The following is a 16,903-nucleotide window of genomic DNA, read 5'->3' on the forward strand; positions in this document are numbered from 1 at the left end:
ATAAACGGTTAATTTTCAAGCGCGATCGGCTGAATATTCCAGCGATTTTTCCGCCATCACATATAATTGTGTAATAAATACTCACACTCTTTTTCCGGACGTATCTGGTGAATCAACCATAAAAGTCAAAACTGTCTAACACGGGTGAATAATACTCGCGGCAACAGGAACGCCTCACGGCACAGCGCTCGTCTCGTTGGAGTCATTTTATGAAGTTGCCCCTTAAGCCACATCTGCTTGTCCTTTTGTGCAGTGCCGGGCTGTTTGCCGCCTCTGGCGTGATGTTTGTTAAAAGTCGCACAACGGAGCCTGCTGCTCCGGCCCCCGTTGCGCAGCAACCGTCAACACCGGCCCCAGCTCCCGTAGCGGCCCCCGCCCCGGTAGAGCAAACTGCACCCGCCGTGGCACCAACCTACTCAGCAGCACAAATCGATCAGTGGGTTGCACCTATCGCGCTCTATCCAGACTCGCTGCTGTCGCAAATTTTGATGGCCTCAACCTATCCGGCGAACGTCATCCAGGCCGCACAGTGGTCAAAAGACAATCCCAAAATGCAGGGCGATGCCGCCATTCAGGCCGTTGCCAGCCAGCCCTGGGATCCCAGCGTGAAATCGCTGGTCGCTTTTCCTCAGTTGATGTCACTGATGGGTGAAAATCCGCCGTGGGTACAAAGCCTGGGCGATGCTTTCCTCGCACAGCCGAAGGACGTCATGGATTCCGTTCAACGTCTGCGTGTACTGGCGCAACAAACCGGCGCGCTGCAATCAACACCGCAACAGACCGTCACCACCGTGACCAAAGCGGCACCGGCGAAAACCGCCACCAGCACGTCGACGACCAGCACTACCACCACGACAAGCCCTACTGTCATCAAGATTGAATCCGCCGATCCGCAGGTGGTGTACGTTCCAACCTATAACCCGAACACGGTTTACGGTACCTGGCCGAATACCGCCTATCCGCCAACCTATCTGCCACCAACGCCCGGTGAGCAATTTGGTAACAGCTTCGTCAATGGTTTAGGCTTCAGCCTTGGTGTCGCCACAACCTATGCCATCTTCAGCAACATCGACTGGGATGACGACGACGACCACCATCATAATGATGACTGGGATAACCATGGCGGCTATAACCGCAACGGTGATAACAACATCAACATTAACGTTGATAACTTCAATAAAATCAGTGGTCAGCGCCTGACAGATGCCAACCGTACCTGGCAGCATAACCCGGCCTACCGTGAGGGTGTGCCTTACCCAAATAGCCAGCTCAATAACCGCTTCCACTCCACTAACACGGCAACCGGGTTAAGTTCGACCCAGCAAAGACCGGTCAACCGTGATAGCCAGCGTCAGGCAGCCCTGAGCCAGATGGAAAAATCGACGGGGAAAACATTCCCGCAAACGGCGCGTACGGGCACGAGAGACGCCCAGCGTCAGGCATCGAATCAACAACTGAAGCAAATTTCCCAACGTAATAACTACCGCGGTTACGATACCAAACCGCAAACCGCGAAGCGGACGAGCACTCAGCAGCGGGAGAATCGCCAGGCAGTCGCCCAGCGACAGGAGAAACGGGTCACGCAACCGGCGCAGCAACGCAATGTACAACAACGCAATCTTCAACAGCGAACCAGCCAGCCACGCGCCAATGCGCTGAGCGGTAACGACAGTCGCTCCGCCAACTGGCAGGCACAGCAACAGCGAGGTGCCCAGAGCCGGCAGGTCGCCCGTAATCAGCCATCGCGCCAGCCTTCTGGCGGGCGTGCTGAACACCGTGAATTCCGTCATCGTTAAGGGAACCGACATGAAAAATAAACTACTCAGTGGAATGGTGTTGTTCATGGTTTCGGCCACCGCGATGGCACAACAATCCTTCAGCACACCAGACCAGGCAACAGATGCGCTGGCAAACGCTATCAGTGAGCAAAATGAAAGTGCAATGAGCAACCTGCTCGGGGAAAACTGGCGTGATTTTCTGCCGCCAGAAGGCGTCGATCCTGATGCAGTTGATCGCTTCCTGCGTGACTGGAAGGTACGCCATAGCACTGTCATCGACGGCAATACGGCGCATCTTGTGGTTGGGGACAGCGACTGGCAACTGCCAATCCCGGTCGTCAAAAACGCTTCAGGCTGGCAATTTGATATCAAGGAAGCGGCCGAAGAGATCCTGACCCGTGAGATTGGACGCAACGAACTTGCTGCCATCGAGGCGTTGCACGCCTACGTGGATGCTCAGCAGAGCTATTTTGCGATGAACCAGAAATACGCGCAAAAGATTGTCAGTTCTGAAGGGAAAAAGGATGGTCTGTACTGGCCTGTTTCGCCGGGCGAAGCGCCAAGCCCTCTTGGCCCAGCCTTCAGTCCACAGGAGCCGGGCATGGGCTATCACGGCTATCGCTTCCGGATCCTTCCCGATAAAACCAGCGGTTTTGCCATGGTAGCCTGGCCCGTTAGCTACGATCACACCGGCGTGATGAGTTTTATCATTAACGGTGAAGACAAAGTCTACCAGGCCGATCTCGGTGTTGAATCACAGCAGAAAGCGCAAGCGTTAACCACATTCCATCCGGATAAAAACTGGCAACCTGTAGCACCGTAAAGCGAGGTTAAGCCGTAGGCCGGGTTAGCACTAGCGCCACCCGGCATGTTGCCCGAAATAACGGGTAGCTTCAGGCAAAAAAAACGCCTCCGAAGAGGCGTTTTCACAAAAGCGGGAAGATTACTTTTTCTTCGCTTTCGGGTTTGGCAGGTCGGTAATGCTACCTTCAAAGATTTCTGCCGCCAGGCCCACGGACTCGTGCAGAGTCGGGTGCGCGTGGATGGTCAGCGCGATATCTTCTGCGTCACAACCCATTTCGATCGCCAGACCGATTTCGCCCAGCAGCTCGCCGCCGTTGGTACCGACAATCGCACCACCGATAACACGGTGAGATTCTTTGTCGAAAATCAGTTTGGTCATACCGTCTGCGCAATCGGAAGCGATAGCACGGCCAGAAGCAGCCCACGGGAAGGTGGCGGTTTCGTAGCTAATGCCTTTTTCTTTCGCTTCTTTCTCGGTCAGACCAACCCATGCAACTTCTGGTTCAGTGTATGCAATGGATGGGATAACTTTCGGATCGAAGTAGTGTTTCTTACCGGCGATAACTTCAGCGGCAACGTGACCTTCATGAACACCTTTGTGTGCCAGCATCGGCTGACCGACGATATCGCCGATAGCAAAGATGTGCGGCACGTTGGTGCGCAGCTGTTTGTCAACGCGGATGAAGCCACGGTCGTCAACTTCCACGCCAGCTTTGCCCGCGTCGAGGTTTTTACCGTTCGGTACACGACCGATAGCGACCAGCACAGCATCGTAACGCTGAGCTTCGGCAGGGGCTTTTTTGCCTTCCATGGAAACGTAGATACCGTCTTCTTTCGCTTCAACGGCGGTCACTTTGGTTTCCAGCATCAGGTTGAATTTCTTGCTGATACGCTTGGTGAAGACTTTAACCACGTCTTTGTCGGCAGCCGGGATAACCTGGTCGAACATTTCAACCACGTCGATCTCTGAACCCAGCGCATGGTACACGGTACCCATTTCCAGACCGATGATACCGCCGCCCATTACCAGCAGGCGCTTAGGAACAGTTTTGAGTTCCAGTGCATCGGTGGAATCCCACACGCGCGGATCTTCATGCGGAATAAACGGCAGTTCGATCGGACGGGAACCCGCCGCGATGATTGCGTTGTCGAAGTTGATCACGGTTTTGCCGTTTTCGCCTTCAACTTCCAGGGTGTTTGCCCCGGTAAATTTACCCAGACCGTTAACCACTTTCACTTTACGGCCTTTGGCCATACCCGCCAGACCGCCGGTCAGCTGAGTGATAACTTTTTCTTTCCAGGTACGAATCTTGTCGATATCGGTTTTCGGCTCGCCAAAAACGATACCGTGTTCAGCCAGCGCTTTGGCTTCTTCGATAACTTTTGCTACGTGCAGCAGCGCTTTAGAAGGGATACAGCCGACGTTCAGACAAACACCGCCAAGGGTGCTGTAACGTTCTACGATGACGGTCTCCAGACCTAAATCTGCGCAACGGAAGGCAGCAGAGTAACCTGCAGGGCCTGCCCCAAGTACCACGACCTGAGTTTTGATTTCAGTGCTCATCATGACCTCTTAATTTATACCCGTCGTCCAGCGGGTCGTTCTATCCGCCCGTATTTTACAAAATTGTTAACAATTTTGAAACAACAAACGGCAACCGATTTGTCTTTCGCACAATAACCTCACTGACTTCATGAGATTACCAGAAAAAAGCCGGCCGTCGGGCCGGCTTTTTCGCTTACATCACCAGGCGGCGAATGTCAGACAGCATGTTGTTGATGATGGTGATAAAGCGCGCACCATCCGCACCGTCAATTACACGGTGGTCGAAGGAGAGCGAAATCGGCATCATCAGACGCGGCATAAACTCTTTACCGTTCCACACTGGCTCCATAGAGGACTTGGAGACACCGAGGATAGCCACTTCCGGCGCGTTCACAATCGGCGCGAAGTGGGTAGTACCCAGGCCACCGATGCTGGAGATGGTGAAGCAACCGCCCTGCATTTCGCCAGCGGTCAGCTTGCCATCACGCGCTTTCTTGGAGATCACGGTCAGTTCACGAGACAGCTCGGTAATGCTCTTCTTGTTCACGTCTTTGAAGACCGGAACAACCAGACCATTCGGAGTATCAACCGCTACACCGATGTTGATGTATTTCTTCAGGGTCAGGCGCTGACCGTCTTCAGACAGGGAGCTGTTGAAGCGCGGCATCTGTTCCAGAGCTGCGGCAACGGCTTTCATGATGAAGACTACTGGGGTGAATTTCACGTCCAGTTTACGTTTTTCAGCTTCGGCGTTCTGCTGTTTACGGAACGCTTCCAGATCGGTGATATCGGTCTTATCGAAGTGAGTAACGTGCGGGATCATCACCCAGTTACGGCTCAGGTTAGCACCAGAGATTTTCTGGATACGGCCCAGTTCCACTTCTTCGATTTCACCAAACTTGCTGAAGTCCACTTTCGGCCAAGGCAGCATGCCCGGGATACCGCCACCTGCTGCTGCAGCCGGAGCCGCTTCAGCACGCTTGATAGCATCTTTCACGTAAGCCTGAACGTCTTCACGCAGGATACGACCTTTACGGCCAGAACCTTTCACTTTTGCCAGGTTCACACCGAATTCGCGCGCCAGGCGACGAATCAGCGGCGTTGCATGAACGTAAGCGTCGTTTTCAGCAAACTCAGATTTGCCTTCCGCTTTTGCGGCCGGAGCTGCGGCTTGCGCAGGCGCTGGTGCAGCGGCCGGAGCCGGAGCAGCTGCTTGTGCAGGAGCGGCTGCAGGTGCTGCGCCTTCGACTTCGAAGACCATAATCAGAGAACCGGTTTTAACTTTGTCGCCGGTGCTGATTTTGATTTCTTTCACGGTACCCGCGAACGGTGCCGGAACTTCCATCGACGCTTTATCGCCTTCAACGGTGATCAGTGACTGCTCAGCGGCAATTTTATCGCCCACTTTAACCATCACTTCAGTGACTTCAACTTCGTCACCACCGATATCCGGTACGTTAACTTCTTTAGAGCCGGAAGCAGCCGGAGCCGCCGCTGCTGCTGGAGCAGCAGCCTGAGCCGGTGCAGCAGCAGGCGCTGCGCCCGCCACTTCGAAGACCATAATCAGGGAACCGGTAGACACTTTGTCACCTGTGTTGATTTTGATCTCTTTAACGGTACCGGCGAACGGCGCCGGAACTTCCATAGAGGCTTTGTCACCTTCAACGGTGATCAGAGACTGTTCAGCCGCAACGGTGTCGCCCACTTTAACCATGATCTCGGTAACTTCTACTTCGTCGCCGCCGATGTCAGGTACGTGTACGTCTTTCGCCGCAGAGGCAGCAGGTGCTGCTGCCGGAGCTGCTTCTTTCTTCTCTTCTGCCTGAGCAGGTGCAGCTGCTGCTGCACCGTCGGCGGAATCGAAAATCATGATCAGTTTGCCGGTCTCAGTTTTGTCGCCAACAGAGACTTTGATCTCTTTAACGATACCCGCCTGAGGGGACGGAACTTCCATAGAGGCTTTGTCGCCTTCTACGGTGATCAGCGACTGTTCAGCTTCAACTTTGTCGCCTACTTTGACCAGGATCTCGGTGATTTCAACTTCATCAGCCCCGATGTCCGGTACATTGATTTCGATAGCCATTATTCTTTTACCTCTTACGCCAGACGCGGGTTAACTTTATCTGCATCGATGTTGAATTTGATGATTGCATCTGCAACCACTTTCTTATCGATTTCGCCACGTTTAGCCAGTTCGCCCAGGGCCGCTACAACCACGTAGGAAGCATCAACTTCGAAGTGGTGACGCAGGTTTTCACGGCTGTCAGAGCGACCGAAACCGTCAGTACCCAGTACGCGATAATCATCAGCCGGTACATAAGTACGAACCTGTTCGGCAAACAGTTTCATATAGTCAGTAGATGCTACTGCCGGAGCGTCGTTCATCACCTGAGCGATGTACGGAACGCGCGGAGTTTCCATCGGGTGCAGCATGTTCCAGCGCTCACAATCCTGGCCATCACGCGCCAGTTCAGTGAAGGAGGTTACGCTGTAAACGTCAGAACCTACACCGTAGTCGTTCGCCAGGATCTGTGCTGCTTCACGCACGTGACGCAGGATAGAACCGGAGCCCAGTAGCTGAACTTTACCTTTCTTACCTTCGAGGGTTTCGAGTTTGTAGATACCTTTACGGATACCTTCCTCGGCACCTGCTGGCATTGCCGGCATGTGGTAGTTTTCGTTCAGCGTAGTGATGTAGTAGTAAACGTTCTCTTGTTTCTCACCGTACATACGCTCCAGACCATCGTGCATGATGACCGCAACTTCGTACGCGTAAGACGGATCGTAAGAGATACAGTTCGGGATAGTCAGAGACTGAATATGGCTGTGACCATCTTCGTGCTGCAGACCTTCACCGTTCAGCGTCGTACGACCGGAAGTACCACCAATCAGGAAGCCACGAGCCTGTTGGTCGCCTGCCTGCCAGCACAGGTCACCAATACGCTGGAACCCGAACATGGAGTAGTAGATGTAGAACGGGATCATCGGCAGATCGTTGGTGCTGTAAGAAGTCGCAGCAGCCAGCCAGGATGCGCCTGCACCCAGTTCGTTGATACCTTCCTGCAGGATCTGACCTTTCTCGTCTTCTTTATAGTAAGCAACCTGCTCACGGTCCTGCGGGGTGTACTGCTGACCGTTCGGGCTGTAGATACCAATCTGACGGAACAGCCCTTCCATACCGAAAGTACGCGCTTCGTCAGCGATGATCGGAACCAGACGATCTTTGATCGACTTGTTCTTCAGCATCACGTTCAGGGCACGAACGAAAGCGATAGTGGTGGAGATTTCTTTGTTCTGCTCTTCCAGCAGCGCACCGAAGTCTTCCAGAGCTGGCAGTTCCAGCTTCTCGGTGAAGTTCGGCTGACGAGCTGGCAGGTAGCCATGCAGTTTCTGACGCTGAGCGTGCAGATAAGTGTGCTCTTCAGAACCTTCCGGGAAGGTGATGTAAGACAGGTTTTCAACCTGCTCATCGGTCACAGGAACGTTGAAGCGGTCGCGGATATAACGCACGCCGTCCATGTTCATTTTCTTAACCTGGTGAGCGATGTTTTTACCTTCAGCGGTGTCACCCATGCCGTAACCTTTGATGGTATGGGCCAGGATTACAGTTGCTCTGCCTTTGGTTTCCTGCGCTTTTTTCAGTGCAGCGTAGACTTTCTTCGGATCGTGACCACCACGGTTCAGAGCCCAAATCTGCTCGTCAGTCCAGTCAGCAACCAGTGCTGCGGTTTCCGGGTATTTACCGAAGAAGTGCTCACGTACGTATGCGCCATCTTTGGATTTGAAGGTCTGGTAGTCGCCGTCAACGGTTTCGTTCATCAGCTGGATCAGTTTACCGCTGGTGTCTTTACGCAGCAGCTCATCCCAACGACCGCCCCACATGACTTTGATAACGTTCCAGCCAGCGCCCGCGAAGATGCCTTCCAGTTCGTTAACAATCTTGCCGTTACCGGTTACCGGGCCGTCAAGACGCTGCAGGTTACAGTTGATAACAAAGACCAGGTTGTCCAGTTTTTCACGGGTCGCGATGGTGATCGCACCTTTAGATTCTGGCTCATCCATCTCGCCGTCGCCCAGGAAGGCGTAAACGGTCTGTTTAGAGGTATCTTTCAGGCCACGGTGTTCCAGATATTTCAGGAATTTAGCCTGGTAGATAGCACCGATTGGGCCCAGACCCATAGATACGGTCGGGAACTGCCAGAATTCTGGCATCAGTTTCGGGTGCGGGTAGGAAGACAGGCCTTTGCCATGTACTTCCTGACGGAAGTTGTTCATCTGCTCTTCAGTCAGACGACCTTCCAGGAATGCGCGTGCGTAGATGCCCGGAGAGATGTGACCCTGGAAGTACACCAGATCGCCGCCATCTTGCTCGTTGCGTGCGCGGAAGAAGTGGTTGAAGCAAACATCATATACCGTTGCGGAGGACTGGAAGGATGCCATGTGGCCACCCAGCTCGAGGTCCTTTTTAGACGCGCGCAGTACGGTCATGATGGCGTTCCAGCGGATAGCAGAACGAATACGACGTTCCAGCTCCAGATTGCCCGGGTATTCCGGTTCATCTTCAACGGCAATAGTGTTTACATAATTGCTGGCCCCTGCACCTGCCGCTACTTTCACGCCGCCTTTGCGAGCTTCTGAAAGCAGTTGGTCGATCAGATACTGAGCACGCTCAACACCTTCTTCACGGATGACCGATTCGATCGCCTGTAGCCAGTCGCGAGTTTCGATCGGATCCACGTCATTTGGGAAACGTTCTGACATGGGGGTATTCCTTATCTATCTAATACGTTGAGTTATCTGGAACCTGTCCCATTACGTTCTCGCCAGAGAGCGTAATAAGACAGGTTCTGCGTTTAGTTGCCGCGCACTTTATATGGCGCTTGATTTACAACATCTTCTGGTTAACGTTCTACCAGAAAAATCACTAATTCTTTCGTTGCTCCAGACGGCGTAAGGCGCGTTCACGACGGCTTTCCTCACGGCTTCTGTCCAGCAGGATCTCTTCGATAAACGCCAGGTGACGGTGGGACGCTTCACGCGCCTCTTCCGGCTTCCCGGCAATAATTGCTTCAAAAATACGGGTACGGTGACTGCTAACCAGTGGCAGCATTTCACGACGCGCATACAGCAATTCGAAGTTTTGCCGAACGTTCTGGGCCAGCATCGGCTCCATACACCTTAGCAAATGGAGCAGCACCACATTGTGTGCCGCTTCGGTGACAGCAATTTGATACTGGAGTACCGCATCAGATTCGCCGTCAAGATCGCCGGACTGTTGAGCAAGCTCGATCGCATGGTGGAGTTCACGGATACGCGTTTTGTCTTCATCCGTGCTGCGCAGTGCAGCGTAATAAGCCGCAATACCTTCCAGCGCATGGCGCGTCTCAAGCAGGTCAAACTGGGATTCAGGATGGTCGGAGAGCAGCTCTACCAGTGGGTCGCTAAAGCTCTGCCACAGGCTGCTCTGAACAAAAGTGCCACCGCCCTGACGACGAAGCAGTAAGCCCTTCGCTTCAAGGCGTTGGATCGCCTCGCGTAAGGAGGGGCGGGAGACGTCGAACTGTTTTGCCAGCTCGCGTTCCGGTGGGAGTTTTTCTCCGGGGCGAAGTGTCCCCTCAAGAATTAAAAACTCCAGCTGCTGCTCAATCACATCGGAGAGTTTTGGTTGGCGGATTTTGCTGTAGGCCATGATTTCCTGTCTTAAGCCATTTGCCCGGAGTCAATTGGTCTTACCAATTTCATGTTCTTGACGCTAAAGTAACAAAGTATTCACCTTCTGTCCATACAGGTTTTGATTGAAATCAGTAAAGGAGGCATATTTTAACAACATTACAGAAATAACGTTTCAAACATGTAACTATGCACAAATGTTAAATTTACCCACCTCGTGGTAGTTTTAACGGAATTGAAACGAAAAATTATCTCATCTGAACCGATTCACCTGCTTATTTATCGACATATCAACCACTATTAATGAATAGAAATTCAAAATGGAAATTTTGTGGTATATAAACTCGCATTTACAAATGGTTTCTTTTTATTCAAGTCGTCATCTTCCCCGCATAAAGCAGGTGCATTCGCGTTCGCATATCATTATTCTGTTCAAGACAAAAGCATTAAGGCAACATTTTATCAAAAGCATCTGTAAACAAATTAATACAACAAACGGAATTGCAAACTTACACACGCATTGCTGCGTAGTTCAAAAAATAAGCACTCGAAATATGAAGAGTAAAACCACACACGAGGTTTCATGATGGAAAGTCAACAGCATGGCGATCAGCTCAAGCGCGGCCTTAAGAACCGCCATATACAGCTAATCGCGCTGGGTGGCGCGATTGGTACCGGGTTATTCCTCGGTAGCGCATCCGTTATCCAGTCTGCAGGACCGGGTATTATTCTGGGTTACGCTATTGCCGGCTTTATCGCCTTTTTGATTATGCGTCAGTTAGGTGAAATGGTGGTTGAAGAGCCCGTTGCAGGCTCATTTAGTCACTTTGCTTATAAATACTGGGGCGGTTTCGCGGGGTTCTCTTCCGGCTGGAACTATTGGGTGCTGTACGTGCTGGTTGCCATGGCTGAGCTAACTGCCGTGGGTAAATACATCCAGTTCTGGTACCCGGAGATCCCAACATGGGTGTCTGCGGCTGCCTTCTTTGTGCTGATCAACGCCATCAACCTGACCAACGTGAAAGTGTTTGGTGAGATGGAGTTCTGGTTCGCCATTATTAAAGTCATTGCCGTCGTAGCGATGATCCTGTTCGGCGGCTGGTTACTGTTTAGCGGTAACGGCGGCCCGCAGGCCAGCGTCAGCAACCTGTGGAGCCAGGGTGGCTTCCTGCCGCACGGCTTCACCGGACTGGTGATGATGATGGCTATTATTATGTTCTCTTTCGGTGGGCTGGAGCTGGTCGGGATCACCGCAGCAGAAGCGGATAACCCGGAGCAAAGCATTCCCAAAGCGACCAACCAGGTTATCTACCGTATCCTGATTTTCTATGTGGGTTCGCTGGCGGTTCTGCTTTCCCTGATGCCGTGGACGCGTGTCACGGCCGATACCAGCCCGTTTGTCCTTATTTTCCACGAGCTGGGAGACACCTTTGTTGCTAATGCCCTGAACATCGTAGTGCTGACTGCCGCCCTTTCTGTCTATAACAGCTGCGTATACTGCAACAGCCGTATGCTGTTCGGTCTGGCACAGCAGGGCAATGCACCGAAAGCGCTGATGAACGTCGACAAACGCGGTGTACCGGTGAACACCATTCTGGTTTCCGCACTGGTGACGGCTCTGTGTGTGCTGATCAACTACCTGGCACCGGAATCCGCCTTTGGCCTGCTGATGGCGCTGGTGGTTTCCGCACTGGTGATCAACTGGGCAATGATTAGCCTGGCACACATGAAGTTCCGCAAAGCCAAACAGCAGCAGGGTGTTACCACCCGCTTCCCGGCGCTGCTCTATCCGCTGGGTAACTGGGTGTGCCTGATTTTCATGGCTGCAGTACTGGTGATTATGCTGATGACGCCGGGTATGGCGATCTCGGTGTACTTAATCCCTGTATGGATTGCCATTCTTGGCATCGGCTACCTGTGTAAACAGAAAACGGCCGGCGCGGTTAAAGCGCATTAATCCCCCCTCCCCCCACCTGCGTCAGGTGGGGGTTGTTACCTGTCTCACACTTTCCCACTCACGACTGTTTAGTCCATATCAGCGGCGTTATCCTGCAACGCAAAAACACCGGTGTCGGACAATAATTCTCTCCATATCTCATTAATGGAGTGCAGTTGATGGAAACCAGTAAGCTCACGGTGAAAGAAAAGATCGGCTATGGAATGGGCGACGCCGGATGCAACATCATCTTTGGCGCCATCATGTTGTTTGTTAACTATTTTTACACAGACATTTTTGGTCTGGCACCTGCACTGGTCGGCGTATTACTTCTCTCAGTACGCGTTATCGACGCCGTTACCGACCCTATAATGGGCGCGATGGCCGACCGCACTCGTAGTAAATATGGTCGATTTCGTCCATGGCTTTTATGGATGGCTTTCCCGTACGCATTATTCAGCGTACTGATGTTTACCACCCCTGAGTGGACCTATAACAGCAAAGTTATCTATGCGTTCGTTACCTACTTCCTGCTATCTATTACTTATACAGCGATCAACATTCCCTACTGCTCGCTCGGCAGCGTCATCACCAACGATCCGAAGGAACGCGTCGCCTGCCAGTCATATCGCTTTGTGTTGGTAGGCATTGCAACCCTGCTGCTGTCCCTCACCTTGCTGCCAATGGCCGACTGGTTCGGCGGGGAAGACAAAGCCAAAGGGTATCAGATGGCGATGGCGGTTCTGGCTTTCATCGGCATGTGTATGTTCCTGTTTTGCTTCGCTACGGTCCGTGAACGCGTACGCCCTGCTGTCCAGACCAATGACGATTTAAAAGCCGATCTGAAAGACGTGTGGAAGAACGATCAGTGGGTAAAAATTCTGCTGTTAACATTGTGTAACGTCTGCCCTGGCTTTATTCGCATGGCTGCCACCATGTACTACGTGACATGGGTTATGCAGCAAAGCACGCAGTTCGCAACGCTGTTTATCAGTCTTGGTGTGGTCGGCATGATGATCGGCAGTATGTTGGCGAAGGTATTAACTGATCGCTGGTGCAAACTTAAAGTCTTCTTCTGGACCAATATTATCCTGGCGATTTTCTCTGCCGCGTTTTACTTCTTCGATCCGAAAGCCACCATGATGATTATGGTGCTCTACTTCCTGCTCAACATCCTGCATCAAATTCCTTCTCCGCTGCACTGGTCGCTGATGGCGGATGTCGATGACTATGGCGAGTGGAAAACCGGTAAACGCATCACCGGGATCAGCTTCTCCGGTAACCTGTTCTTCCTGAAACTGGGCCTGGCGATTGCCGGAGCGATGGTCGGCTTCCTGCTATCCTGGTACGGCTACGACGCAGGGGCGAAAGCGCAAAGCGACTCTGCCATTAACGGTATTATGCTGCTGTTTACCATCATACCGGGCGTAGGCTACCTGATTACCGCAGGCGTGGTTCGTCTGCTGAAAGTTGACCGCGAGTTTATGCAGCAAATCCAGACAGACTTAGAAAAGCGCCGCGCTAACTACCGTGAACTAAATGAATACCACGATATAAAAACGACTGAAACCGTAAGGAAAGCCTAATGAATCAGTGGCCAAATCCCTTTATTGAACAGCGTGCCGATCCGTTTATCTTACGTGACGGTAGCCACTATTATTTCATTGCTTCAGTACCCGAATATGACCGACTGGAGATACGCCGGGCCGACTCGCTGGAAGGGCTACGCACCGCCGCCCCAGTTGTCGTCTGGCACAAACCAGAAAGCGGCCCCATGAGCCAACTCATCTGGGCACCCGAAATCCATCATCTGGCAGGCAAGTGGTACATCTATTTTGCTGCCACTCACACACAGTCGCTCGACAAGCTGGGGATGTTCCAGCATCGCATGTTTGCGCTCGAATGTGCCGACGCCGATCCGCTGACCGGGCAGTGGACGGAGAAAGGTCAGATTAAAACGCAGTTTGATGCCTTTGCGCTTGATGCCACCACCTTTAACCATCAGGGAAAACAGTGGTACCTCTGGGCGCAGAAGTCGCCCGATATCGCCGGAAACTCCAATATCTATCTCGCTGAGCTGGAAAATCCATGGACGATTAAAGGCGAGCCGGTCATGCTAAGTCACCCTGAGTATGACTGGGAATGCCGGGGTTTTTGGGTCAATGAAGGTCCTGCCGTCATGGTTCACGGCGATAAGCTGTTTATCAGCTATTCCGCCAGCGCCACCGATGAGAACTACTGTATGGGATTATTGTGGATTGACCTCAACGCCGATCCGCTCAACCCGCAGAACTGGCACAAATCACCGCGCCCGGTCTTTACCACCAGTTATGAAAACCACCAGTTTGGGCCAGGACACAACAGCTTTACACAAACGCCGGAAGGTGAAGATGTACTGGTGTATCACGCGAGAAACTACACCGAAATCGAGGGCGATCCGCTGTACGACCCAAACCGCCACACTCGTCTGAAGCTCGTGCGTTGGGACGAAAACGGCATGCCAGATTTTGGCATCCCGCCTGCTGATACGAACTAAACCGCTGCACTGCCCGGTGGCGCTAACGCTTACCGGGCCTACACGTTTTTTCATTGTAGGCCGGATAAGCATTAGCGCCATCCGGCACAACGCTATACTAATGCCCCATAAATGGTGAGCACCGCAATAACCACCACCACCACAAACGAGGTTTTCTTCGCCAGCGAAACGGCGGCTTTTGGCGTTTCGACTTTATCGGTGTGCGGTTCACGCGCCAGCGAGAACTGCGCCAGACGCGTAAGCACCTGATATTGCGACGTGTGCAGATCCGCAAGCGAGGCAAGCCAGGCCGGCAGCGCCTTCTCGCCATGTCCCAATAGCGCATAGACCACGCCCGCCAGACGCACCGGGATCCAATCCAGCACATGCAGGATCGCATCAATACCTGATTGCAGACGCTGGTGCGGTGTCTGATAGCGCGCCAGCCAGGACTGCCAGGCACGTAAAAAAGCATAACCAACCAGCGTCACAGGTCCCCATGGACCACCGACAATCAGCCAAAATAACGGCGCCAGATAAAAGCGGAAGTTGTTCCATAACAACGCGTTCTGCAGTTCGCGCAAGAATTCACGCTCATCGCAGTCCGGCGGAACCCCATGGATAAGCGTCAGCTCGCTGGCCATAGCATCACGGGCGTGAGCATCATCGCGAGCAGCCGCGTTCAGGTAAGCGTGATAGTGAAGGCGTGCCTTGCCAGCACCGATGCACAGCAAGCCAATTAAGATCCACGCCACCAGCAACGGAACATTAAACAACAGCCCATGAAGTGCGCGCAGTAGCAGAAACGTCACTCCCATCGCAATCAGAGTCATGCCTACCGTACGCATCATCGAAAAATGCTTAATCCGGCGGAAAAAAGCTTCAATCCGGTGATCAAGCTGCCAGTGCTCACCCAGCTTAAACAGGCGTTCAACAATCAACACCAATAATGTTGTAAACAGCGTCATGTCATCTCCTTGTGCGACGAGGGGGTGACCAGGGCGCGGAACCTTGCCCAGTCAAAGGACGACCCGGGATCGGTCTTACGCTCGGGCGCAATATTGCAATGTCCTGTCATGTTGTTAGCAATGGCCGGATAACGCGTAATCAGAGTATTCGTCACGGCAGCCAGTTGCTGATACTGCGCATCGGTATAGGCCAGCGTATCCGTCCCTTCCAACTCAATACCAATTGAAAAATCATTACAGCGTTCTCGCCCTTGATAGCTCGACACACCCGCATGCCAGGCGCGTTTATCAAAAGGCACATATTGCACGATTTCACCGTCACGGCGAATCAAACAATGGGCTGAAACACGCAGATGGGCGATCCCAGCAAAATAAGGATGGGCGTTGGGATCAATCGTGCCTGTAAACAGCGCGTCTATCCACGGGCCGCCAAACTCGCCGGGCGGCAGGCTGATATTATGCACCACCAGCAGAGAAGGGTTTTCGTCATCCGGGCGGCAATCGTAATGCGGAGAGGGGACGCGTCGCGCCTCTGCCAGCCAGCCCTCGTCTAACAACATGCAGAATCTCCTTATTGGTGGTACTCATATCAGGTTCAGGGTAGCATGTTTCCACCTTATGATTCGTTAGCAATTTGGAGTTTTATCATGCCGCCTCGCCGCTATAACCCTGACTACCGACGTGACGCGCTGTTGGAACGCATAAATCTGGATATCCCTGCCGCTGTAGCTCAGGCGCTGCGTGAAGATTTAGGCGGAGAAGTTGATGCCAATAACGATATCACCGCACAGCTTTTACCCGAAGACATGCGCTCCCATGCCACCGTAATCACCCGCGAAGATGGCGTTTTTTGTGGAAAACGTTGGGTGGAAGAGGTCTTTATTCAGCTGGCTGGCGATGATGTCAACATCACCTGGCATGTTGAAGATGGCGACAGCATAAAGGCCAATCAGCCGCTGTTTGAACTGGACGGCCCTTCCCGCGTTTTACTGACCGGTGAACGTACTGCGCTGAATTTTGTGCAGACGCTTTCAGGTGTAGCGAGCGAAGTGCGTAAATACGTCGACCTGTTAGCGGGAACCAAGACCCAACTGCTGGATACGCGTAAAACCCTGCCGGGACTGCGTACTGCGCTAAAATACGCCGTATTGTGCGGCGGCGGCGCGAATCATCGTTTGGGGCTGTCCGACGCCTTCCTGATTAAAGAAAACCACATTATTGCTTCCGGCTCGGTACGTCAGGCCGTCGAAAAAGCCTTCTGGTTGCACCCGGATGTGCCGGTTGAAGTCGAAGTAGAAAGCCTGGATGAGCTGGACGACGCGCTGAAAGCCGGGGCCGACATCATCATGCTCGATAACTTCGAAACTGACCAAATGCGCGAAGCGGTAAAACGCACCAACGGCCAGGCGCGTCTGGAAGTGTCGGGCAACGTCACCCATGAAACGCTGCGCGAATTTGCCGAAACCGGTGTGGACTTTATCTCCGTTGGCGCGCTGACCAAACATGTTCGCGCACTCGATCTCTCCATGCGATTTCGCTAATTGCTGATTGTATTGCCCGATGACGCTTCGCGTATCGGGCCTACTACACAGGTTTATTCTGTAATCCTGATACGGCATTTACACCACCATCCGGCAGTTTCTTCGAGTCTCTTCGCAAATACATTGTCTGACTCTGTAATTTCGT

12 protein-coding genes are annotated in these 16,903 nt (G+C 52.7%); 6 read left to right on the forward strand and 6 right to left on the reverse strand.

Translation table 11 applies throughout. The annotated features are described in order from the left end of the window. The first annotated feature begins 209 nt into the window (after positions 1-209). Positions 210-1,796 carry a DUF3300 domain-containing protein gene (locus tag SK35_RS20205; RefSeq protein WP_048214931.1) on the forward strand — a complete coding sequence of 529 codons (1,587 nt, stop codon included), beginning with the start codon at positions 210-212 and terminating at the stop codon, positions 1,794-1,796. Between the two features lie 10 nt (positions 1,797-1,806). Continuing rightward, positions 1,807-2,601, forward strand: coding sequence for a DUF2950 family protein (locus tag SK35_RS20210; protein ID WP_032942377.1), 795 nt, complete (start codon positions 1,807-1,809; stop codon positions 2,599-2,601). Positions 2,602-2,721: 120 nt separating this feature from the next. Here the strand turns inward: SK35_RS20210 and lpdA are convergent, their stop codons facing one another. The 4 genes from lpdA to pdhR all read right to left on the reverse strand — a co-directional run bounded on the left by lpdA (position 2,722) and on the right by pdhR (position 9,817). Then, positions 2,722-4,146 (reverse strand): dihydrolipoyl dehydrogenase, encoded by a 1,425-nt coding sequence (gene lpdA, locus SK35_RS20215; RefSeq protein ID WP_003829486.1) that lies wholly within the window; start codon positions 4,144-4,146, stop codon positions 2,722-2,724. A 175-nt stretch (positions 4,147-4,321) separates the two neighbouring features. Further along, positions 4,322-6,211 carry a pyruvate dehydrogenase complex dihydrolipoyllysine-residue acetyltransferase gene (gene aceF, locus SK35_RS20220; RefSeq protein ID WP_003829487.1) on the reverse strand — a complete coding sequence of 630 codons (1,890 nt, stop codon included), beginning with the start codon at positions 6,209-6,211 and terminating at the stop codon, positions 4,322-4,324. Positions 6,212-6,225: 14 nt separating this feature from the next. Then, on the reverse strand, positions 6,226-8,889 hold the full coding sequence (gene aceE / locus SK35_RS20225; RefSeq protein WP_048214932.1) for a pyruvate dehydrogenase (acetyl-transferring), homodimeric type: 2,664 nt from the start codon (positions 8,887-8,889) through the stop codon (positions 6,226-6,228). A gap of 163 nt (positions 8,890-9,052) precedes the next feature. Continuing rightward, on the reverse strand, positions 9,053-9,817 hold the full coding sequence (gene pdhR, locus SK35_RS20230) for a pyruvate dehydrogenase complex transcriptional repressor PdhR (RefSeq protein ID WP_003018699.1): 765 nt from the start codon (positions 9,815-9,817) through the stop codon (positions 9,053-9,055). Positions 9,818-10,381: 564 nt separating this feature from the next. Here pdhR and aroP point away from each other — a divergent pair. The 3 genes from aroP (at position 10,382) to SK35_RS20245 (ending at position 14,270) form a co-directional block, all read left to right on the forward strand. Then, positions 10,382-11,755: an aromatic amino acid transporter AroP gene (gene aroP / locus SK35_RS20235; protein ID WP_103014383.1), complete on the forward strand. Its 1,374-nt coding sequence runs from the start codon at positions 10,382-10,384 to the stop codon at positions 11,753-11,755. A gap of 158 nt (positions 11,756-11,913) precedes the next feature. Further along, positions 11,914-13,320: a glycoside-pentoside-hexuronide (GPH):cation symporter gene (locus SK35_RS20240; protein WP_003829494.1), complete on the forward strand. Its 1,407-nt coding sequence runs from the start codon at positions 11,914-11,916 to the stop codon at positions 13,318-13,320. Continuing rightward, a complete protein-coding gene (locus tag SK35_RS20245; protein ID WP_048214934.1) occupies positions 13,320-14,270 on the forward strand; it encodes a glycoside hydrolase family 43 protein in 951 nt (316 codons plus the stop codon). The genes SK35_RS20240 and SK35_RS20245 overlap by 1 nt, the downstream gene beginning before the upstream one ends. 92 nt (positions 14,271-14,362) lie before the next feature. On the opposite strand, the gene ampE is transcribed toward SK35_RS20245, so the two are convergent. Together ampE and ampD are read right to left on the reverse strand one after the other, a co-directional pair. After that, positions 14,363-15,217, reverse strand: coding sequence for a beta-lactamase regulator AmpE (gene ampE, locus SK35_RS20250; RefSeq protein WP_032942372.1), 855 nt, complete (start codon positions 15,215-15,217; stop codon positions 14,363-14,365). Beyond that, positions 15,214-15,777 (reverse strand): 1,6-anhydro-N-acetylmuramyl-L-alanine amidase AmpD, encoded by a 564-nt coding sequence (gene ampD / locus SK35_RS20255; protein WP_032942371.1) that lies wholly within the window; start codon positions 15,775-15,777, stop codon positions 15,214-15,216. The genes ampE and ampD overlap by 4 nt, the downstream gene beginning before the upstream one ends. An 87-nt stretch (positions 15,778-15,864) precedes the next feature. On the opposite strand from ampD, the gene nadC reads away from it, so the two are divergent. Further along, positions 15,865-16,758 carry a carboxylating nicotinate-nucleotide diphosphorylase gene (gene nadC, locus SK35_RS20260; RefSeq protein ID WP_003837454.1) on the forward strand — a complete coding sequence of 298 codons (894 nt, stop codon included), beginning with the start codon at positions 15,865-15,867 and terminating at the stop codon, positions 16,756-16,758. The last annotated feature ends 145 nt before the right edge of the window (positions 16,759-16,903 follow it).

The organism is Citrobacter sp. MGH105 (assembly GCF_001037485.2).
Classification (GTDB): Bacteria; Pseudomonadota; Gammaproteobacteria; order Enterobacterales; family Enterobacteriaceae; genus Citrobacter; species Citrobacter portucalensis.